The 19,857-nt window shown below is 37.3% G+C and carries 20 protein-coding genes; 11 read left to right on the forward strand and 9 right to left on the reverse strand.

The window, feature by feature from the left end; translation table 11 throughout:
• Nucleotides 1-299: 299 nt before the first annotated feature.
• Nucleotides 300-878 (forward strand): hypothetical protein, encoded by a 579-nt coding sequence (locus tag C9I86_RS19170; protein WP_107277206.1) that lies wholly within the window; start codon nucleotides 300-302, stop codon nucleotides 876-878.
• A 754-nt stretch (nucleotides 879-1,632) separates the two neighbouring features.
• Here the strand turns inward: C9I86_RS19170 and C9I86_RS19175 are convergent.
• Complete coding sequence (locus tag C9I86_RS19175; protein ID WP_107277207.1) at nucleotides 1,633-2,220, reverse strand: TetR/AcrR family transcriptional regulator; 588 nt, start codon at nucleotides 2,218-2,220, stop codon at nucleotides 1,633-1,635.
• Nucleotides 2,221-2,530: 310 nt separating this feature from the next.
• Between C9I86_RS19175 and C9I86_RS19180 the strand changes: the two genes are divergently transcribed.
• From C9I86_RS19180 to C9I86_RS19215, 8 genes are all read left to right on the forward strand, one after another.
• Complete coding sequence (locus C9I86_RS19180) at nucleotides 2,531-3,088, forward strand: carboxymuconolactone decarboxylase family protein (protein WP_045040945.1); 558 nt, start codon at nucleotides 2,531-2,533, stop codon at nucleotides 3,086-3,088.
• Nucleotides 3,089-3,265: 177 nt separating this feature from the next.
• On the forward strand, nucleotides 3,266-3,760 hold the full coding sequence (msrA, locus tag C9I86_RS19185) for a peptide-methionine (S)-S-oxide reductase MsrA (protein WP_107249951.1): 495 nt from the start codon (nucleotides 3,266-3,268) through the stop codon (nucleotides 3,758-3,760).
• Nucleotides 3,761-3,902: 142 nt separating this feature from the next.
• Nucleotides 3,903-4,469: a sugar O-acetyltransferase gene (locus C9I86_RS19190; protein WP_107277208.1), complete on the forward strand. Its 567-nt coding sequence runs from the start codon at nucleotides 3,903-3,905 to the stop codon at nucleotides 4,467-4,469.
• Between the two features lie 85 nt (nucleotides 4,470-4,554).
• Nucleotides 4,555-4,950 (forward strand): ACT domain-containing protein, encoded by a 396-nt coding sequence (locus C9I86_RS19195; RefSeq protein WP_107277209.1) that lies wholly within the window; start codon nucleotides 4,555-4,557, stop codon nucleotides 4,948-4,950.
• Nucleotides 4,951-5,034: 84 nt separating this feature from the next.
• Nucleotides 5,035-5,283 (forward strand): DUF3297 family protein, encoded by a 249-nt coding sequence (locus C9I86_RS19200; RefSeq protein WP_080156150.1) that lies wholly within the window; start codon nucleotides 5,035-5,037, stop codon nucleotides 5,281-5,283.
• 305 nt (nucleotides 5,284-5,588) lie between these two features.
• Nucleotides 5,589-6,065 carry a prolyl-tRNA synthetase associated domain-containing protein gene (locus tag C9I86_RS19205; protein ID WP_158258972.1) on the forward strand — a complete coding sequence of 159 codons (477 nt, stop codon included), beginning with the start codon at nucleotides 5,589-5,591 and terminating at the stop codon, nucleotides 6,063-6,065.
• A 62-nt stretch (nucleotides 6,066-6,127) separates the two neighbouring features.
• On the forward strand, nucleotides 6,128-6,598 hold the full coding sequence (locus tag C9I86_RS19210; protein ID WP_080156148.1) for a pyrimidine dimer DNA glycosylase/endonuclease V: 471 nt from the start codon (nucleotides 6,128-6,130) through the stop codon (nucleotides 6,596-6,598).
• 89 nt (nucleotides 6,599-6,687) lie between these two features.
• Entirely contained in the window at nucleotides 6,688-6,969 is a 282-nt protein-coding gene (locus tag C9I86_RS19215; RefSeq protein ID WP_080156562.1) for a hypothetical protein, read from the forward strand.
• Nucleotides 6,970-7,222: 253 nt separating this feature from the next.
• Here the strand turns inward: C9I86_RS19215 and C9I86_RS19220 are convergent, their stop codons facing one another.
• Nucleotides 7,223-7,576, reverse strand: coding sequence for a hypothetical protein (locus C9I86_RS19220; RefSeq protein WP_107277211.1), 354 nt, complete (start codon nucleotides 7,574-7,576; stop codon nucleotides 7,223-7,225).
• Nucleotides 7,577-7,733: 157 nt separating this feature from the next.
• A complete protein-coding gene (locus tag C9I86_RS19225) occupies nucleotides 7,734-8,252 on the reverse strand; it encodes an Hcp family type VI secretion system effector (RefSeq protein WP_107277212.1) in 519 nt (172 codons plus the stop codon).
• Between the two features lie 365 nt (nucleotides 8,253-8,617).
• Between C9I86_RS19225 and C9I86_RS19230 the strand changes: the two genes are divergently transcribed.
• Entirely contained in the window at nucleotides 8,618-9,739 is a 1,122-nt protein-coding gene (locus C9I86_RS19230; protein ID WP_107277213.1) for a type VI secretion system ImpA family N-terminal domain-containing protein, read from the forward strand.
• Nucleotides 9,740-9,794: 55 nt separating this feature from the next.
• Nucleotides 9,795-10,796: an SUMF1/EgtB/PvdO family nonheme iron enzyme gene (locus tag C9I86_RS19235; protein ID WP_107277214.1), complete on the forward strand. Its 1,002-nt coding sequence runs from the start codon at nucleotides 9,795-9,797 to the stop codon at nucleotides 10,794-10,796.
• Between the two features lie 318 nt (nucleotides 10,797-11,114).
• Here C9I86_RS19235 and C9I86_RS19240 read toward each other — a convergent pair whose 3' ends face one another.
• From C9I86_RS19240 to C9I86_RS19265, 6 genes are all read right to left on the reverse strand, one after another.
• Nucleotides 11,115-12,086: a tetratricopeptide repeat protein gene (locus tag C9I86_RS19240; RefSeq protein WP_107277215.1), complete on the reverse strand. Its 972-nt coding sequence runs from the start codon at nucleotides 12,084-12,086 to the stop codon at nucleotides 11,115-11,117.
• 168 nt (nucleotides 12,087-12,254) lie between these two features.
• The gene (locus C9I86_RS19245; protein ID WP_107277216.1) at nucleotides 12,255-15,257 is read right to left on the reverse strand and encodes a hypothetical protein; all 3,003 of its coding nucleotides are present in this window, start codon (nucleotides 15,255-15,257) and stop codon (nucleotides 12,255-12,257) included.
• Nucleotides 15,258-15,407: 150 nt separating this feature from the next.
• Nucleotides 15,408-16,205 (reverse strand): DUF4123 domain-containing protein, encoded by a 798-nt coding sequence (locus C9I86_RS19250; protein WP_158258974.1) that lies wholly within the window; start codon nucleotides 16,203-16,205, stop codon nucleotides 15,408-15,410.
• Nucleotides 16,193-18,259 (reverse strand): type VI secretion system Vgr family protein, encoded by a 2,067-nt coding sequence (locus C9I86_RS19255; protein WP_107277218.1) that lies wholly within the window; start codon nucleotides 18,257-18,259, stop codon nucleotides 16,193-16,195. Before C9I86_RS19255 ends, C9I86_RS19250 begins: the two co-directional genes overlap by 13 nt.
• Nucleotides 18,260-18,369: 110 nt before the next feature.
• Nucleotides 18,370-18,888, reverse strand: coding sequence for an Hcp family type VI secretion system effector (locus tag C9I86_RS19260; RefSeq protein WP_107277219.1), 519 nt, complete (start codon nucleotides 18,886-18,888; stop codon nucleotides 18,370-18,372).
• Between the two features lie 283 nt (nucleotides 18,889-19,171).
• Nucleotides 19,172-19,525, reverse strand: a complete 354-nt coding sequence (locus C9I86_RS19265) for a PAAR domain-containing protein (RefSeq protein WP_107277220.1) — start codon at nucleotides 19,523-19,525, stop codon at nucleotides 19,172-19,174.
• Between the last annotated feature and the right edge of the window lie 332 nt (nucleotides 19,526-19,857).

The raw sequence follows: 19,857 nt of genomic DNA on the forward strand, positions 1-19,857 counted from the left end.
TAAATTAGCAGCATCGTGCTTGAATGCGACTGAATAAGTTGTTCGAGCTTTTTTCATTATGTACACCATTTTGATATTAAGAGTATTTTATCCTATTTAGGTGTACAAGTTCATTAAGCCACAACAAGCTTAATATACCAACAAGCACTGAAGCTATTGAATTATTTCTAGGCTACAGCTTTAGAGATAAAAATGAAGACTGGTTTCAGAAAAATATTGAGGTACTCAAAAAAGAAGTATTTAAACCAAACCCTGATGAGCTACTTTTTTGGATACGTTGCTGCGGACTTTACTTTTACATGCTGACTGCGGGATATGTCGAAGAGCAAGCGAATACCTTTCGCTCTAAAGTTGTAGCATTGCTTGAAGAAAACAATTTTTCACTTGATCTAAATTATCGAGATTTAGGACATGATCTACATACTTATGTTCGTGATGATGAATTGAATCAGTTGTTTAGAACATATATCGAAAAGTTTAAGGCTGAACGCACAAAAGCAAAAAGCCGATCGTTTGTTAGTGATTTCATTCGTGACTATATGTCTGTTCGCGGAGAGATTGATATAAAGTTGGCACACACAGCTTTTCTTCAAGATTTTACTTCCAAAGACTTCCAAAACGCATTAATGAACTGGAGTTCAAAAGAAATTCAAGCCTTCTTTTATGATATGCAGTCACGTTATGACTTTAATAATATAGATGATTATTTTTCGAGTGAACTCTGTGGTCTGAAATGTTTGTCAGAACAAATACAATCACTTATACCGACGATTGATTATGGTGTAAAAAGAGGTGCACTTTCGAACCTAGATTGTGTAATTAACAGTGTAATTAAAAGGCTTTACGATAAAATTGAATCAAAGCAGGTCACTGATTAGGTTGCAAAACACTGGAGGTTGAATGAAACATAGGACACCCATAACTTTTCTTTTAGAGAACAGATAATTATTACACTATATCAAGGCTAATTATCGTCATTCCATACAGTTAATGTCAGTGAGGGCGATAGGGGATCTACCTGTCCATATGTTGTAGTGTTTATGTTTATCTGCGAAATTTAATATGTTTAATTGGTGTCTTTAAGGCTCGATCACGCGTTGAGTAGATCACGGATAGCCTCGTGCCTCGACTTCCGAGATGACGGATATTGGGCTGAGTGGATGCAAAACTCAACGATCACGATTTTCACAAAGAAACAAACGTTGAAACATAGAACACCCATAACTTTTTCTTTAAAAAACAGATAACTATTATGCTATATCAAGGTTGATTATCGACATTCCATACAGTTAATGTCAGTGAGGGCGATAGGGGATCTACCTGTCCACATGTTGTAGCGCTTATGTTTATCTGCAAAATTTAATGTGTTTAATTGATGTCTTTAAGGCTCGATCACGCGTTTAGTAGATCACGGATAGCCTCGTGCCTCAACTTCCGAGATGACGGCTATTGGGCTGAATGAATGCTAAACTCAACGATCACGATTCTTTACAAAGAAACAAACGCAAAAACAAAAGACACCCATAATTTATCGCCAGTGATGATGGAAGCCGCCGCTTAATGTAAACACCTATAAAGATGTACAGTTTTACTTGATCACTTCAGACTGATTCATTAACCGTATCGAAACACTTAAACAAACGGGTAGTGGTTAAATATATCGTCTATTTTTCTGTGAAGTATTGTTTCATTATTATTTACTTTAGCGAAGGTACGCAAACCCGTTATTTGAATTTGTACGTAGCTCGCTAATTCTTCAGCATCTTTACTTGCATCAATAATTCCTTGCGCTTGGGCTTCTTTAATCAGCGTAGTAAACGCTAGTAAAATTTCGTTAAGACAATCTTTGGTCACATCGATTAGTTCTTGATTTTCCGACGTTAATTCTCCTATGGTTTTGGCAAGCATGCAGACACCGTTTGGTGCATTAGTTTGGGTGTCGATAACTTGTGCTTTGACAAATGCCTTTAATACTTCGATAGGCGTGTCGAGCACATTTCTTAATGCTTCAATCTGCGTAAGCCCCATATTGGTATAGTTACGCAGTACTTCCTTGAATAATCCCTCTTTATTATTGAAAGCTGAATAAATACTTCCCGGTCGCATATCAATTTCGTCTTGCAGATTACGCATTGATGTCGCGTGAAAGCCTTTTTTCCAATATAAATTGGTGGCTTTTTTTATTACTTCTTGGCGGTCAAATTTTGCTGTCTTTGCCATAATATGATCTTGTAAATTTATATATGAACACTCGTTCAATTGTAGTGGTAGTGGGTGACTAGGTAAAGATTAATTTGCTTAGTATTATGCCTGTTGATTAAAGAGCAATACAAAATTAGAAAAATAAATCATTTATAATCAGTATGATAAAGATGAAGTGGTTAGCGTTTTGAACGGTCGTTCAATTTATTGCTTGAACGATCGTTCAGTGTCCGTTATAGTTCAATTCGTAGGTAGGGAACACGGCTTCTTTTGGTGGAGTATCACATAATATTTCCCTTTATTTTGAACAACGATTGGAGTATTGAAGATGAGCAAATTTATTTTTCACACAGTAGAAACCGCGCCAGAAAAAAGTAAACCAATGTTAGAAGGTGCTGTGAAACAAATGGGCGCAGTACCTGGCTTATTTGCGGTAATGGCAGAGTCGCCAGAAACACTGAAAGCGTACCAACAGCTTCACCAGATATTTATGAATTGCTCATTTGATGCAGAAGAGCTAACGGTTGTGTGGCAAACTATTAACGTAGAGCATGAGTGTACTTTCTGTGTACCAGCACATACTGCTATTGCGCACTCGATGAAAGTTGATCCTGCATTAACCGAAGCACTGCGTAATGAAGAGGCAATGCCAACAGAAAAACTACAAGCATTGCATGATTTCACATTAGCGATGGTTCGTGAACGTGGTAACGTGTCTAACGAGCAAATGGATGCATTTTTTGCAGCAGGTTACGGCCAGCAGCAAGTACTTGAAATTATCCTAGGTCTATCGCAAAAAGTGATCAGTAACTACACAAATCATGTAGCTAAAACACCAGTAGGCCCTATGTTTGAACAGTTTGCTTGGACTAAAAAACGTAATTAATCTAGCTTACTTTTTCCAACAATGAGTTAGCCGTCTAGCTAACTCATTAATGATATTCGCTCACACAACCATCACTAATTTGTGAGTGGTATTTTCAAGTTCTAATTGCGATAAATATCAACTTATGGTTGTATGAAAAGTCATAAGTTCACGCAATGTGGCAATAGGAGTGGTGATATGAGTATTGAAAAAGCAATACTGGCTGGTGGGTGTTTTTGGGGTATGCAAGATCTTATTCGTCGTCAACAGGGCGTGATCGCAACGCAGGTCGGTTATACGGGTGGTGATGTTGATAATGCTACCTATCGCAATCATGGAACTCATGCTGAAGCGATTGAGATTATCTTTGATACCACACAGACTAATTTTACTAAAATCCTCGCTTATTTCTTTCAAATACACGATCCATCGACCGTAAATCGTCAAGGTAATGATCTTGGTACATCTTATCGCTCAGCTATTTTTTATACTTCTAATGAGCAAAAAATCATTGCTGAAGATTTGATTAAACGGATGGATGCTTCTGGTGTATGGCCTGCACCAATCGTGACGGAAATTGTGCCTGCCGGTGATTTTTGGCATGCCGAGTCTGAACATCAAGATTATTTGTTGCATCAACCCAATGGCTATACCTGTCATTTTCCTCGTCCGGATTGGGTATTACCTGAGTAATCATTATAAATAATAAGTGTCATTATGTGATTGAAATAATGGCACTTAACTTGAGTGATTTTTCATAATTGAGTAATAGCACACATACTAAAATTGAGAAATACACTTTAATGGTGGCTTTATTTTACTCTGGAAAGTCACCATGAACGAAAAAGACAAAATGTTAGCCGGCCTTGCTTATAACGCGGGTGATGAACAACTCTTTGTTGATCGAATGCATGCTAAATCTGTTTGTCATCGCTTTAATATCGCTGATCCTACGCAGCTTGAAGATCAAATGGCGATATTAAAAGCATTATTGATCATTAAAGACAGAGCTCACATTGAGCCAAATTTCTTCTGTGATTATGGCTATAACATTGAAGTCGGCAGTAATTTTTATTCAAACCATAATTTAACCATTCTTGATGTCTGCAAAGTCACGATTGGCAATAATGTGCTGATTGGTCCCCATGTGATGATTTCAACGGCTACGCATCCTTTAGATCCTATTGAACGTCAACATCAAGAATATGGCGCGAATGTCAGCATTGGTAATAATGTCTGGATTGGTGGCAATGTGTCGATATTACCAGGGGTAACCATTGGTGATAATTGCGTGATAGGGGCGGGTAGCGTGGTAACCCGTAATATTCCAATTAATAGTGTAGCGGTTGGGAATCCTTGTCGAGTAACAAAAACACTTGAAACTCAGTCAATCTCTGTATAAAGATATGAGCTTAATGCGATAAATGTTTAATCAAATATGGGTTAAACATTTATTGATATTTAATTATCATGGAGAGAGATAAGTTATGTCAGGTATTACAGAGTTAAGTGAATTGTTAGCCTCAATGAAACCTATTCTAATCGAGTCAGAGTTTGTTTTCTGTACGGTTACAGGTGAGCTAAAAGAGTATGTTGATTTACAGCCAAAAGCTACGTTTATAGAAGCGGAAGGGCTAACGCTGATCCTTGAAAAAAAGGTAGCTGAGAAGGCACAATTAGCGTTTAGTGGCTCTTTTCGTCAAATTACATTAACGGTTCATTCAAGTTTAGAGGCGGTAGGGCTAACTGCTGCGGTGTCGGCGAAGTTAGCCGAGCATAATATTAGCGCGAATGTAGTTGCTGCTTATTACCATGATCATATTTTTGTTCAGGCGACGAAAGCAGATGCGGCTATGATTGCATTGCAGTCATTTAATGCTTAGTTTTTAGTTCTATTAATACAGCTCTTGAGCGTTAGTCCGAGATTGTCTACAATAGCGCACTTTTTATTTTCAACAGGCACCATCATGACCGATACTACATCACGACCAACTTTACCTGATCACCTTTCTGGTAATCCTCGTAGCCCACACTTCCTAGAAGCTGCTTTTGAATTCGAAATTGGCATTCTACTTAACGGTAAAGAGCGTTTTGATGTTGAAGAATACTGCATCAGTGAAGGTTGGGTAAAAGTACCGTCACCTAAAGCATTAGATCGTCGCGGTAACCCAATGCTTATTACGCTAAAAGGCACTGTTGAAGCTTTTTATAAGTAAGATGCAGCACTGAGTTAATGGTTGACCGTTAACTGCATTACTATCATTGTTTACCGTGTAGGTAGCAATAGATATGATGATCTTAGGGTCTAATAATGATTAGGCCCTATTTGATCAATAAAAAACTACTGTACTCCTTCCTTATTTTACATCCCCTTATTATTTAAAATTTCCTGGTTATTAAAAATACATTGCGGCTGATTTATCGCGATTAGTTCGATACTTGTTATTATTCATATTTACTTAGAGGGTAATAAATGAAATAGTAATAAAGTATTTAAATATTCGCTAAAATGGAGTTAAGCATGAATATATATAAGATACTTGATGAGCTAGGCATTGATTATAAAAAGTTTCAGCATCCTGCGGTGTTTAATTGTGAGCAAGCGCACTTATTAGCTTTAGATATTGATGGTGCAGCAACCAAAAATCTGTTTATTAAAAATAAGAAAGGTAATCGTCATTTCTTAATTATTATGATGGACGATAAAACCGTTGATTTTAAAAGATTAAGCCAAATGTTAAACGTTTCAGGTTTAAGTTTCGCATCCGGTAATCGCTTAGAGAAATACTTAGGCACCAGTGCGGGCTCTGTTTCTATTTTGGATATTGTTAAAGATACACAAGCAGCGGTTGAATTAATTATTGATAAAAGTATATTTAATTACTCATCCATACAGTGTCATCCCTTTACAAATACTGCAACATTAGAGATTCCGATAACGGGAATACAACAACTGTTAGCGCATTATCAACGTCAGTACACTGAAATAGAGATATAAAATCCACGAGCAGCATTTTATATTGAGCTAAGCTATTAGTATGTTCAATAAGGGATGATGTGATGAATATTTTTATTTTAGATCATGATATTGAAAAATGTGCTCAATATCATTGTGATCAGCATGTGGTTAAAATGATTTTAGAAAGCGTGCAGCTTTTATGTACGGCGCTTAATAAAAAAGGATTTACGACACCGTATAAATCAACCCATATGAATCATCCCTGCGTGCTTTGGGTTGAGCAATCTTATGATAATTTTCTCTGGTTAAAAGCATTAACGTTAGCATTAAATAAAGAATATAAATTTAGGTACAATAAAACAACTGATCATAAATCAATTGCGGTGTTGGTAGAGATTGAGCGTCATTCGTATGATGCTATAGGATTAACGCCATTTGCTCAGGCCATGCCAAATGATTATAAAGTAGAAGCGAATGCGATTGAGGCTTATCGTAATTTTTATCGTGGTGACAAGGCAGCCTTTGCTAAATGGACCAAACGATCTCCTCCAGAGTGGTTTTACGCTGCTTAATGCATAATTTAAGTATTATCGTCGCTATAATCAACGTATTATGTTTTGGTACCATTTTGATTTTATTCGATAATAAGCAAGGGTTAATGATGAATGTAGATAAAGCTAAAAAACGTATCGCAAAACAAGTTAAAAAAGGCTTTAAAGGTTACCCTCAGCTTTCTTTTGCCTACTTTGGTAAAACATCGAATATTGCAACGGAAGTGGTTGTTACCTTTACGCTTGCAGAAGGCGCTGAGCCTCAAGAACAAAAGTTTGTGAGTGAAAATGACGTTCGAGAAGATGAAACTATTCAATCTGTTCTCGTTAAGATCATCGATCGTGCAGGTGCTAACAGTGTGCTTGAAACGGAAGGTGTTAAGATTATCTAATTCTTTATTGGGACTTAATAAGAAAGTTATTTTTATTATTGAGTTCCAATTCTTATGAAATTCTAATTATTATAAAAGTACTTGAGATTTATACCTCAAGTATAACGTTCTAGGCTGTATTCAATACTACAAACACGAACGATACGCCATTAGTTTTATTTGCAAATCAATATATTAACCTTTGTTGATCTATTTTTTATTATAATAATCGCCGTATCTATTAGTTGCATTAATCGTATTAGTTATTAAATTGCTATTTTAGTAATTTACCTTTTACGTTATTAAACATTGATAATAACCGTTGATGAGCAATAAGGTGCTGCTGAATAAATTGTCGGCATACGATAACTTGTTTAGTGTAATTCTCTGGTAGAGAGAGATTTAGTTCGTGTGCAATAGTTTGGGCATGCTTAATTTCTTGTGTTGATGGAGGTGTTAGCGCTTTAGGAATAGCTTTTAAAATAGAGGCATCTAATGCTTCAGAAAATCCTTGCCATGTCGCTAGATCGATAGTGACTTCATCTGTTAATGATAACAATGCTTCTTGCTGTTTTGAAACGGTAAAGTGATAAGTAATATTGCCAAGCTTAAATTCAATGATATTCATATTAATAATACGGTTACTTACAGTAAATACATGCTAATGAGGTCAGGATATATAGGGCTAATTTCTAGCGGATCCTCTGTAATAACAGTAAATAATGTTTTAACAAAGATATAAAAGCCCGCGCTGGATAACTGTGCGGGCAATAATTATTTGATTCTTACGCTTCTAGCGGGGCGCGCCAGTCATCAGCACCCGATGTGCCAGAAACCGTGTGATCCCAATTAATTTTGCGGTAAGCCATTGAGATTTCGATCAGCTGAGTGAAATCAGCTTTAGTTGAATCTTGGCAATGTGGCATTTGATTGTCGATATTCACAATCGTTGCATCAGTTAACGTGGTTGTGAAGTAATGCTCTTGTTTACCTTCAACAGAAGTGCGGTACCACTTAAGTTCAACCGTTGGCAGCATTTCACCAGAAGCCAATGCGTTATACATCAGTGGTACAGATTTGTTTAATGCCACAGTAAATTTAAAAGGTTTATGAACACGTTGGCCAGCAGGTTGACCTGATTGTGGATCAGTTGGCACGGTCACGACATGCTTAAACTCTTGCACTAACATTTGGTCTTCGTGGCCTTCAACGTAAATGTTACCGACTGAATCAGCGGTAAATGAACCTGCGGTGATGTTGCCCTGAGTACGACCTTGGATAGAGATATAACAAGGAGTTGGCATTGTAATGTCCTTTATATTAATAAGTTAGAATATATTTGTACTTAAAGCAGGATGCATGCCAAGATTTTATTTAATATAACTTATTGTTTTTAAAGGTGTTTATTTTAGGTGGAAATGGTTGTGGGCGAGTTGTTGCTTATGCTGGGCCATTTATTGCTCAACGGGCAAGATGTTGCTCATATTGAGCAAGTTATTGCCTGAAATGGATGTGAAGAAAAATATTTCTTTAATTTCAATGGTTTGTTATTTCTACTATTGGCTTGATAATTGCATAATATAGCTCGTTGTAGGTAGTACGAAATAACATATGTGCTTTGTCACAGCGTTTGATCTATTTTTACGGGGAGTAGTAACCATTGAGTACGATGGGATTTTATCAAGGTCGACAATTTACGTTTGTGGATGACGAAAGCACACTTAGAAATTCAACAAGATATCAATTGATTAGAGATGAGATTAATCGCCTTAATAATCCATCCTATGGAAAAATCGATTGGGATAAAATTAAGATGTTGTGTGAGGATCTTGCTCGCACTGACGGATTAAACTTTCTGACGACACTTTATTATACGACAGCATTAGTAAAAGAGAGTGGGATAGGTGGGCTTGCCAATGGGCTTGAACTTCAACTTGCTGCGCTGATGCACCTTTATAATAATAACGATGCCAATCTCATAAAATGTGCAGATCTCTATCGTTGGTTGATTGCCAGATTAGGTGATGACTTACGTCGATTAGAACCTAAGCAGTCACAATTAAAAGATCTTTATCGTTGTGAGCGTTGTTGTAAAGAAATTTATGAACTGTTTCTTGATGTCCATCCTCAACATGTTCCTGATTTAGAAGCCATTAGCTATGTGATTTTTGAACATGTCGATTATCTTGAAGGGAATATAAAGCCAATAGCGTTAGTTGAAGAAAAGCAGATGGATAAGGTGGATGATATTCCGCCTGAATTACCATCGCATAAGAATAAACACCGCATATGTCCATATTGGATATTTTGCTTAGGTTTACTAGTAGGATTATCGGTTTTTGTGATTAAAGGGTATTTAGAGCCCACAACGCCTATGGTGGATGATCAAGATTCGTTCCCTGTGTCTAGTGTGAATAAATCACTGAGTATTCCTTTATCTTTACACCCTGTGACTGATATACAAATAGAACCAAATCAAACGCATATTGCCGATATTCAAAAGCGGTTTGAGACACAATATCGACGTTTTAAGCTTACCAGAACCAATATTGCAAACTTACAACAAACAATGAGCCAAAGCCGAAACAATAAAATGGCCTCATTATCAGAAGATCTCAACGATTACGCGATTGGTTTATCACCTGTTTATGGAAGAATTGATTATATTGAGCAACAACTAATTAATAAAAATCAGCCAGAAGTACAAAAAGAGCTTCAACAACTTAATAGTGAAATAAAAGGCTTAGCATTAAAATTTTCACAATTAGAAAGTCTAAGTAAAAATATTTAAAAACTATGAGCGTTGTTTAATGAATGGATAAGAATAAGGAAGGTTGGGTTAAGTGATGTATAGAAAATATCTGAGTATATTAATAAGCACATGTGTATTAACAGCATGTAATGGAGAGACAACGGCTTCAGTAACCAGTAAAACGGTACCAGCTGAAAAAATCAATCAAATAGAAGCGAAAGTAAAAAAGCTTTACCCTGATGCAGATACCAAACTTCAACATCAAATCGTGGCTGTTGCTGTTGAATCACTAGAAAGCATGGTGTTTATCAAAGGTGGAACTTTCATGATGGGGGCATTTAAAGCACCTTGTAGTCCCATTTCTACGGATAGAATGGATTGGTCGCCAGATGCTAAGTGTAATACGACTATTTCCAATTTTAAAACTGGCTCTAACTTTATACATAAAGTGACCTTAAGTAACTATTCATTAGCAAATCATGAAACGACTTATCACGGTTTTGATGCATTTCAACGAGTCCATCATCGCGCCGTTGTAAAATCTGAAATGAGAGAAAAATATGATCTTCCTGACGATAAGTTTAAAGATTTAGCGGCACCGACTAAAGCATGGCAAGAGGCAAAGGATTATTGTTTATGGTTGGGTGAGTTAACAGATTATCCGATTGACTTACCCACAGAAGCACAATGGGAATATGCAGCTAGAAATCGTGGAAAGCATATTTACTATGGAACTAATAACGGTTACATCCAACGTAAAGGTGACCAGCATTTGGTTGATGGTAGTAGGTATGTAGACTACACAAAAGATGAATGGAATATTGGTAGCTCTATAGATTTAAATCAAATTAAATTGTATCCGCCAAATCCATTAGGTTTGTATGATATGGCTGGAAATGTAAAAGAGTGGGTTAATGACTGGTATAGCGAAGATTATTATCAACACTCCCCTGAATTCGATCCTCAAGGTCCATCGGCAGGGGTTAAAAAAGTCATGAGAGGAGGAGAACTAACGACATATCGATTAGGAGAGGATATAGTTCGAGATAAATATTACCCGTCAAATGGCTTTCGTTGCGCGTTGCAGCAAATTTAATGTACCACTACATGAGGGTAGTGTAGTGGTCAACAAATACTGGCCACAGTTTTAGAGGTTAACCAATATAGTTATTTGTGCCTGTGTGGTACATAACAGCCACCGATAACCTATTTTTATCTTTTGCATTATTCATTAATTACCGCATACAAAGCTACATTGAAAAATTGCTGGGCAATAATTTGCTTGAAAGCTTAAATACATAGGCGAATTATTTATAAATCAGTTGTTTAGGTTTTATGTGTTTGGTGCTCATCAGCGCAAAACGCTCCCATTAGAGGAAGCGTTCAAGGCTGTTAATGATAGGGTAGAAAAGGCTTAGTAAAGCGTTCTCACTGTATGTTTCTTTAAGAACTCTTCAGCAAAGTCGTTGACTTGTTCTTTCTGGGCTTCTGATAAACGACTCATAGTTTCAAGGTATTCTTCTTTATAAATATCATAAAGGTCATGCTCTTTATCTGTGCCCATCGAGTCTAAATATATTTTCGAATAAGCAGCACCAAGCACTTCGTCTTTTTTTGGGTAAGTGATTTGTGGTAATGAATTTAGGTATCGTGAAGCAAGAAATCTTATAGAAGTAGCATCTCCAGTATTCGCCATTTTTATCCAAATATCTAACGCTTCTTTTCTCTTTCCTTCTTTAAAAAGAATTGATGCATAACCTACCATTCCCCTAAAGTTACCCTGTTCAGCAGAGGCTTTGTATAAACGTTTTACTTCTTTTTCTCGGTTGCCTGGTATGAAAAACCAGCCTTTACCGACTTCATAACGTCTACCTAGTTCATATTGTGCATTTGCATCACCATGCTCAGCCGCTTTCTCCTTCCATTCCATGTCTTCTGAGCCAGAATACAGAAGTGATAATCTATACATGGCTTTTGCATCACCTTTCTCTGCTCTTGTTTTTAATGTATTTATCTGCTCCTCTCTGTACAACGCTTGATCGCCGAACACATTACTGGGAAATGAAAGAGCAAATTTAGCATCATCACTTCCAAGTTTAGCTGCCTTAACTGCATATTCATGTTGTTTAGGGCTTTGAACCATAATGTTTGTTTTAAAACTTCTGGAATAAGCTAAGGCTGCTTTTGCATTACCCTTGTCTGCCGCGTATTTCAAATAAGGTTGCCCTTGTTTTATTTTATATTGGTCTACAAGTAAATCCCCTAATTGATAGGCATCTTCAACAGACATAGTGTTTGGTGCTGGGAATGTTTGAGCCTGTGTTTGTGAAACAAACAATAAGCACAGACATAATAACCATCGATAGCCTATTTTTATCTTTTGCATTATTCATTAATCCTTAAGTTCATATGTGTTGTAACCATGATTTTGTTAGTCTAAAAATGCTCAAATGCTCAAATGCTCAAATGCTCAAATGCTCAAATGCTCAAATGCTCAAATGCTCAAATGCTCAAATGCTCAAATGCTCAAATGCTCAATAGTAATAATTGAAATTTAATTATGGGTATTGTTGAAAAGGTCTAACCCTTCATCAAAGGCGGCATTTGCGTACTTATCTTTGTTTTTGTAATAGGTGTCGAATAATTTGATTGTTAATGCGTCAAATTCTGTATAAAACTTACTATTACCTAAATAGTTGTAGAGATTTGTTGAGTTTTTAATGTTATAGGTCTTTTCCATGTCTACATCAAAGTGCTTTTCCATGAATTTTATAATAGTGCGTCTGTTGACAAGGAAATCATTCTTTTTCACATCATCTAATTTCGACACTGTGCTATCAGGGTTCATTCTCTCAAGCGCTTTTTGCATTTGTCTGGTTGCGGCTTTTTGCTCTGTGCTCATGATATGGTCATTACCAAGCCAATGAATCACTTTACACAGTGCCAATTGTTGCATCAGTAATGCTTCATCTTTTTCAATTTCGATATCACCCAATATATCATCTTTAACATTAAATCTGCTTGGTGAAGATACTAATGTAGACAATAGCGGCCCTAAGGCTTCGGGGACTAAGAATCGTGTCCATTCTGCTAATATATTATCATCACCGTTAATTAAGGTGTAGGCGACTAACCCAGCAGGACTTTGTTCGAAAATGTCTAAAATTTTGTCGAAGGTATCTTTTTGTTTTGCTAAAAATAAACCAATGTTTAATTGACTGTAAAGAATCCCTTTACTCAACAGAGATAGTTGTTTAAACGTTTCATCATTTTCAACAATATCAATGCGATGATAGTGTGCTTGTCTTAATAATCGCTGAAACTGCCAAACACATGCTCCGACCATGCTTGGATTGATTTCTCCCTCAAAAGACAGTTTGGTAGAGGGGGGGCCAATACTAATACCAATCGATAATTTCTTATTGGCAAAACGAAAGCGAATCGGTACTTCGGCGGTTATACTACTTTCGAGTTTTAAAGCGCCTTTGATTAATTGATGTGCGCGTTTTGTTTTATCAACTAAAAAATCGGGATAACCTGATGGGGGACACCATAAAAGAAAGCCTCCTAGTTCTAGACCAGCCTTCAATCCTAATTCTAGGTCGTGTGTTAGTTGCCCATCATTGACTTGAAATAAATCTGGGATTATAAAGCCATCTTCGCCAAATTCAATTTTACTACCTAATGCGATACTTGCTCCAGCAAAGCCCCACGCTTTACAGTACATAAGAGCCTGATATGCACCAAACTGAAAGTTAATAATCTTTTCTTGGCCTTTATCGGAATACTTAAGCTTTATTTTTTGGTTCCGATCTGTATCGGAAATAGTTTTATTAGGTACTTTAATAAAAGGTTTGCCTGTTAACAGTTTGGTTATATTAACTTCACCTTTAGCGAGTATTAATTCAGATTGGACTTCCATAGGTAAAGCTTCAATGGCTATGTTGTTTCCATTACTTCTCGTCGCTGAAATCTCCAGTGGATTTCCTACCCCGGTGTCTAGTGATAGCATCGTCATTCTAAAAAATTGAGCTTGCTTACTATCATCAAAAGGAGATAAACGCTGTTTTAACTTTTCTGAAAAAAGAACTTTAGTAACGGCTTCGCCCCATGTTTTTGATGATTCCTTTTCGGCGAGGCTTTTTACTAGAATATTTTTATGTTTTAGCGCGTCACAAAACGCATTTACATTGAATAAACCTTTTTTATCAAACCACTCATCTTCAATAGCTAACTTTGTAACATTACAATCTAACATTCGCTCAATTGTGTCACCAGAGTTTTCTTCTGGTGATATATCTTTATTGGCGCGATTATTTGGCTGAGGTATGTTATTGAGACTAATGTAGCGTAATTGATCAAATTCTCCTTCGCCAGTTTGTTCTTTTTTGCTGCCAAGAATATATTCCCGTAAAGGAAAATTACCTTTCACAACATATTTTATTGGTTTTTGACGATAATCTTCCGCATCCCACAGTAAAAAAAGTGAGCTAGACATATTGAAAATATTCTTTATGGCTGAAAGGTGAATGTTTATAGCTTCTTTTTGTTGTTGCTTTAACACCTCATATTCTCTATTAAAAAGGCTATTAGGTGGTATTGCATAGCTGTTTGTTGCTTTTAACAATGTTTTTAGTCGCTTGTGAAGAGACTCCTCAAATTCTTTGGTTTTTTTTAAGTAATCAAAATATTGAGCGTAATGTTCTTGTCCTGCTTGTAACTCCTCTTGTCCAGCTAAGGCTAGTTCAGGTGTTGCTATACCCAATATCGCAAGTTCTTCTATGCTTGTCGTTAACGCGTCAAGTTGTTTTTCTGTGTTGTCTATTTGTTTTAATAAATATTTTTGAGCGTATTCTGCTGCTTCTTTTACATGGTAACCACCAACAATGTTTAGTTTGTTGAGAGATTGTAAGCGTGTTTTTAATATCTCAAGTTGCGCCTGAGGAGTGATATTGGATTCTTCCAGAAATGATTCTCTAGCGGCGAGGTAACGTTTAATTGCTTTTTTTATTTTTGGTTCTCGGTAGCTATAAAGTGACCCATCTTCAAAGATATATCCTTCTGATTTCGCTTTTGCTTGTGCTTTATCTAGAATGACTTGTCGTTTTTTCTTTTGTACTTTTACCCATTCAGCAGCACCATACGCGTTAGTACTTTCATTGAGGTGAGGTAATGGATTATTAAGCCATTCTTCAAGTTCTTGGTAATCTGCCTTGTCGACGTCAGCGATGAATGACGTGATATCAGCACTGAGAAGACCACCAAGAATATTAGATTGAGCTAAGGTTTTCATTAGTTCTTCTGGATTTTTGGCACCCTGAAGTTTTTTTTCTGCTTGTTTAAAATAATTACAAGCTGATTCGTCTAATAGATAAAACGCCTTTCCTTCAATAAAGTAAGCAATATCCTCGTACTCTTTGTTACTTGTGTCTTTCGAGCACGTTCTCATATTGTTAGGAAATAAAATTTGATCAGCACCAATCGGCTGTTTATCACTTGGTGGTAACTGAGTGACTTTTCTATCCTCTGTTGAAGAGGTTGAGTCTGAATTATTCATTTCTTCGTTTCTTAATTTAATTGATGATAGGGTTCTGGTGTTATGTTCTGATTTTTATCAATAGAATTGAGTGCTTTGTCATCGATTATTTTATTGATCGCTATTTACATCATCAGTATTAACATCCCCATGAAAATATTTTTTATGACACTATGAGAACTGGAGTGCGGCAATTAATTGAATTACTGTGTCATAGCGAATATCCTCATCTAGAGGCTGGCGTAGTAATTCTTGAAACTCTGCGGTACCAATAATTCGAATATTGTCTGCGAGTAATGTGCGCCATTTCTCCAATAACATTTGATCTCTCAATCGGTTACTGACTAATGTTTCTATAGTTTCTGAGCCTTTTGAAATATCTTCTGTTGTTTTTTGTTGCCAGGTGGGGAGTAAACTTAACCATGCCCCCCAACGATTTAGCATCATGATTTGTGTTGTATGATCAGTAATGGTTATTGTTTTCTTTTTTAAATCATATTGTTGAAAGTCACTATAACCCCAATTATTCCGTGTCATTAGAGGTAAAATAACACTAAAGCCATAGAATATTTCTGGTTGCTGCTTTAATAATGAAACGCACACACTAGGTGAATAGAATCTCAAATATGTCGCGCCAAGTTCTTCACTGTTCACTTCTAAATAATGTGATAACAGGTGTCTTACCTCGTTAAGTGGCAGTGTTGATACAATGATTATTCCAGAGAGTTCTTTGAGTATATGATTTAGAAGATCAATGTTGATGTCATTAAGACAAACTACATATGGGCTTGCATCCATTACAGATGAGAAGCGCGTGTTGATAAATAGGGCTTCTTTTTCATCATTTTTGATGAGTTCACTTATATTGGTTACATCCATACTCTCAATAACGAGATAAAGCGTAAATCCGCTATCAATAAGTATTGGGATCATGTCTTGGGTTAATTTCTGGGTTGTTATTTCTTGCATAAACATTGCTCCCCACGTTGGCATTGACCGTCAGTCTGCAAACCGCACAGAGGCAAAAGCGGAACATTTGCTCGGCTTGCTGTTAAAAGAGCAGCCGAAAAGAGAGGAGATACTTTCTCTAATTGAGCCGCCGCTTCAACCGCTCCGGGTAATAATGGCGAAATACCCGCATAGCCTGAACCACTACCTGCACTACCGCCTGAATTGAGGTTAATTGCAGCTCCTGATATTGACACACCAGATGCATCAATTTTGATAAAGCTACCGCCAGCTTTAAGGGTTAACTCCGCACCAGCTTCAATAACAATTTTACTGCCTGCTTTTAAGTGCACTTCATTACCCGCATCGAGTAACAAGGCTTTACCTTGTTTCATGTGTAGGTTGCCATCAACGGTGAGGGTAGAGTCACCTTTAACATGGTGGCGACTTTCACCATCAACCGTTACATGATCATTCACTTTGATATGGCTAAAGCGTTCATTTTCTACATCAAGGTGTAAATCATGTTTAATGTTGTCGATACGGTCATTTTCAACTAAGACATTGACATCTTTTTGCGCTCGAACGTAGATCTCTTCTTTGCCTGCTTGGTCTTCAAAACGCAGTTCGTTATAGCCATCACCTTGATGGGTTTCAGTGCGTAAAACAGTGCGGGTCTTATGGGCAGGTAACTCATAAGGAGGCTGATTAGTGGCGTGATAAGTACGGCCGGTGATGATCGGTTGATCAGGATCGCCTTCTAAAAAACTGACAATCACTTCATGACCTACACGAGGCAGGGCAACCATACCATATTGGCTACCGGCCCAACCTTGTGAAACGCGTACCCAACAGCTGGCGTTATCATCACTGTTACTGTAACGATCCCAAGGAAATTGAAGTTTGACTCGCCCAAATTCATCACAATAAATTTCTTCACCTTCAGGCCCAACAACCAGCGCGATTTGTGGGCCATCAACGGTGGGTTTGGCATTAAACGGCGGACGCCAAGGACGATGAGCGGGAATAACAACAAACTCATTATTATAGGTTGTTGCGCCTTCGCCGCCGGCTTCTTCTAATGCTTGGGGTTGAGTACCAACATGGGTGACGGCAATGATCAACCAGTCACGATTACAGGTGTCATCATCATGCTCTTGTAGCGTAAATTTCACGCCGGGAAGAATAGTGGGTACATTACTTTTGGCATTCGCGGTCTGAGCATCGCGTCGAAGCGATTCAATTCGAAACTGCACAAAAGGTTTACCACTGGCATCGTCTTTATAACGACCCGGGTAATCAAAATGCTCATAGGTGGTTTGTTGGTAATCTGCTTCTTTCGCTACTGAAGTTTGTAAAAAACTATAAGCCGGCTTTTTAAAACTGTAATCTTTTAGCTGAACGGATGATGAGCAAATTTGGGTATTACGCGCAAAAGTTCGAATAAACGGTACGCTACTGCGACCACCACTGCGGCTATTGTAAGCTAGGGGCTCAGCTAAACGGGTTACTGTTTGGGTATCGTCACTAAAAATGAGGGTGTTTTTGTTATTGTCGTGATTGAAGTAATAAAAAATCCCTTCTTCTGCGGCAATTCTATCAATAAAGGCTAAATCACTTTCACGGTATTGTACGCAATATTCACGCTGTACTAATTGGCGGCTGATCGCAAAACCATAGTCATTAATGCCCATTTCTTGCAGCAAGATAGAGATAATTTCTGGCACTGTTTGTGTTTGAAAAATACGGCTATTTTGACGCAAGGCTAACCGCGCCAAAGGTGGCACAAATTCAACTTGATAGATTGTATGGCTGTGGCCGGTATCGCCTTGAGAAAATTGGCGCACAATACCATGCCATTGCTGCTGTAATTCACCGTGCTGCCAAACCGTTAATTTTGCATTGTGATCAATGGTTTCAAGCGGTGTTAAACTTGAGTTTCGGCTGGCTAAATCGATCGTAAAAGAAAAAGGCAAAGACAACGTATCGTTACCTTTAAATTCAGTCACAGCAAATGTTGACGCGTCAAGCCCTTCAACGGTAAAGGTAAATTGTAATCCTGTTTGTTGTGCCATGATATTGCCTCAATTAAGCCTGTGCTAAAGCGATCAAAAAATGCCTTAGCAAAGACATAAACGCTAAAAGCCCGCACTGGATGACAGTGCGGGCAATAGTTATGTGATACTTACGCTTCTAACGGTGCGCGCCAGTCATCAGCACCCGATGTGCCAGAGACAGTGTGATCCCAATTAATTTTGCGGTAAGCCATTGAGATTTCAATAAGTTGAGTGAAATCAGCTTTAGTTGAATCTTGGCAATGTGGCATTTGATTGTCGATATTCACAATCGTTGCATCGGTTAACGTAGTTGTGAAGTAATGCTCTTGCTTACCTTCAACAGAGGTGCGGTACCACTTAAGTTCAACCGTTGGCAGCATTTCACCTGATGCCAATGCGTTGTACATCAACGGCACAGCTTTGTTTAATGCCACGGTAAATTTGAAAGGTTTATGGACACGCTGACCAGCAGGTTGACCTGATTGTGGATCAGTTGGCACGGTCACGACATGCTTAAACTCTTGCACTAACATTTGGTCTTCGTGGCCTTCAACATAAATGTTGCCGACAGAATTTGCAGTGAATGCACCCGCAGTGATGTTGCCCTGAGTACGACCTTGGATAGAGATATAACATGGAGTTGGCATTGTAATGTCCTTATATGCTAAAAAACAAATTGAATATCTGATGTATAAGCATTAAGTGTGCCATGTTGTTTTTATTTTTTAACTGATTGTTTTATATTGTTTTAATTTAAATTTTGCAGTGTTTTGAGTTTTTCTGGGCAAGAAGTTGCTTGAGGTGGGCAATAACTTGCTCGTTAGGCAAGTTATTGCTCATTTAAATGAACCAAATATTTGAAAGTATAAAAAAGTCACTATCAGCACTGTTCGAAGCCATTGATAGTGATAGATGAGAGCAATATCTAATTTAGCCATTAATGTGCACGTTGTTTCCTATTTTGATGCTGTTTCCCATATTTGCTGGTTTAGCTGTGTTGGTACTAAGACTAACAGCATGTGAGCTTGGAGTAAGAAAACAACTACCGCACCCTGTATTGACAAGATCACCGATGCGAGCAAAATTAACGCCATTAACATTGGCTGCTCGAGGTGATTGAGCCACGATTGGTCCCTGGCCTTTGCAATTTTTCCGACCACACAGACAAGTTGCTGTATCACCAATGAGCGCAACTGGCTGCCCATTTATCATTACACTTGAGTTACCTGATATTACCGCTCCACCCGTTGATGTTTTACTGCCTAATGTGATGACATCATTCATTTAATTACTGTTCCTAAGTTATGAAGATAATTATCGTAACACATTAAAAATAGGAGCAATAATTTGCCTATTTAATGTTCATGTTTATTTTATGTTGTATATAGTTGCAATTTACTAGTGTTGATTTTTATTTTTTGTATAAATTTCATTTTTGTGAAGTTACTCGAGTGATTTGTCGTTTTTTTTAAAATAAACATTTTAAATCAATGTGTTATGTTTTAACTGTGAAGTTAGGGGAAAATTAAGTAAACAGATAGGATGGTTTTCTTAACTTTATGTAATATAAATATATTTTTTGTAAAAAATTTTTTTTCATTAATTTCTTTCTCTTT

Source organism: Photobacterium sp. NCIMB 13483, from assembly GCF_003025475.1.
GTDB classification, from domain to species: Bacteria; Pseudomonadota; Gammaproteobacteria; order Enterobacterales; family Vibrionaceae; genus Photobacterium; species Photobacterium piscicola.

What these genes read in the sequence shown, in the direction of transcription:
- C9I86_RS19170 (WP_107277206.1), top strand. Translation starts at nt 300, where the DNA reads ATGCTGACTGCGGGATATGTCGAAGAGCAAGCGAATACCTTTCGCTCT.
- C9I86_RS19175 (WP_107277207.1), bottom strand. Translation starts at nt 2,220, where the DNA reads ATGGCAAAGACAGCAAAATTTGACCGCCAAGAAGTAATAAAAAAAGCC.
- C9I86_RS19180 (WP_045040945.1), top strand. Translation starts at nt 2,531, where the DNA reads ATGAGCAAATTTATTTTTCACACAGTAGAAACCGCGCCAGAAAAAAGT.
- msrA (WP_107249951.1), top strand. Translation starts at nt 3,266, where the DNA reads ATGAGTATTGAAAAAGCAATACTGGCTGGTGGGTGTTTTTGGGGTATG.
- C9I86_RS19190 (WP_107277208.1), top strand. Translation starts at nt 3,903, where the DNA reads ATGAACGAAAAAGACAAAATGTTAGCCGGCCTTGCTTATAACGCGGGT.
- C9I86_RS19195 (WP_107277209.1), top strand. Translation starts at nt 4,555, where the DNA reads ATGTCAGGTATTACAGAGTTAAGTGAATTGTTAGCCTCAATGAAACCT.
- C9I86_RS19200 (WP_080156150.1), top strand. Translation starts at nt 5,035, where the DNA reads ATGACCGATACTACATCACGACCAACTTTACCTGATCACCTTTCTGGT.
- C9I86_RS19205 (WP_158258972.1), top strand. Translation starts at nt 5,589, where the DNA reads ATGAATATATATAAGATACTTGATGAGCTAGGCATTGATTATAAAAAG.
- C9I86_RS19210 (WP_080156148.1), top strand. Translation starts at nt 6,128, where the DNA reads ATGAATATTTTTATTTTAGATCATGATATTGAAAAATGTGCTCAATAT.
- C9I86_RS19215 (WP_080156562.1), top strand. Translation starts at nt 6,688, where the DNA reads ATGAATGTAGATAAAGCTAAAAAACGTATCGCAAAACAAGTTAAAAAA.
- C9I86_RS19220 (WP_107277211.1), bottom strand. Translation starts at nt 7,576, where the DNA reads ATGAATATCATTGAATTTAAGCTTGGCAATATTACTTATCACTTTACC.
- C9I86_RS19225 (WP_107277212.1), bottom strand. Translation starts at nt 8,252, where the DNA reads ATGCCAACTCCTTGTTATATCTCTATCCAAGGTCGTACTCAGGGCAAC.
- C9I86_RS19230 (WP_107277213.1), top strand. Translation starts at nt 8,618, where the DNA reads ATGGGATTTTATCAAGGTCGACAATTTACGTTTGTGGATGACGAAAGC.
- C9I86_RS19235 (WP_107277214.1), top strand. Translation starts at nt 9,795, where the DNA reads ATGTATAGAAAATATCTGAGTATATTAATAAGCACATGTGTATTAACA.
- C9I86_RS19240 (WP_107277215.1), bottom strand. Translation starts at nt 12,086, where the DNA reads ATGCAAAAGATAAAAATAGGCTATCGATGGTTATTATGTCTGTGCTTA.
- C9I86_RS19245 (WP_107277216.1), bottom strand. Translation starts at nt 15,257, where the DNA reads ATGAATAATTCAGACTCAACCTCTTCAACAGAGGATAGAAAAGTCACT.
- C9I86_RS19250 (WP_158258974.1), bottom strand. Translation starts at nt 16,205, where the DNA reads ATGCAAGAAATAACAACCCAGAAATTAACCCAAGACATGATCCCAATA.
- C9I86_RS19255 (WP_107277218.1), bottom strand. Translation starts at nt 18,259, where the DNA reads ATGGCACAACAAACAGGATTACAATTTACCTTTACCGTTGAAGGGCTT.
- C9I86_RS19260 (WP_107277219.1), bottom strand. Translation starts at nt 18,888, where the DNA reads ATGCCAACTCCATGTTATATCTCTATCCAAGGTCGTACTCAGGGCAAC.
- C9I86_RS19265 (WP_107277220.1), bottom strand. Translation starts at nt 19,525, where the DNA reads ATGAATGATGTCATCACATTAGGCAGTAAAACATCAACGGGTGGAGCG.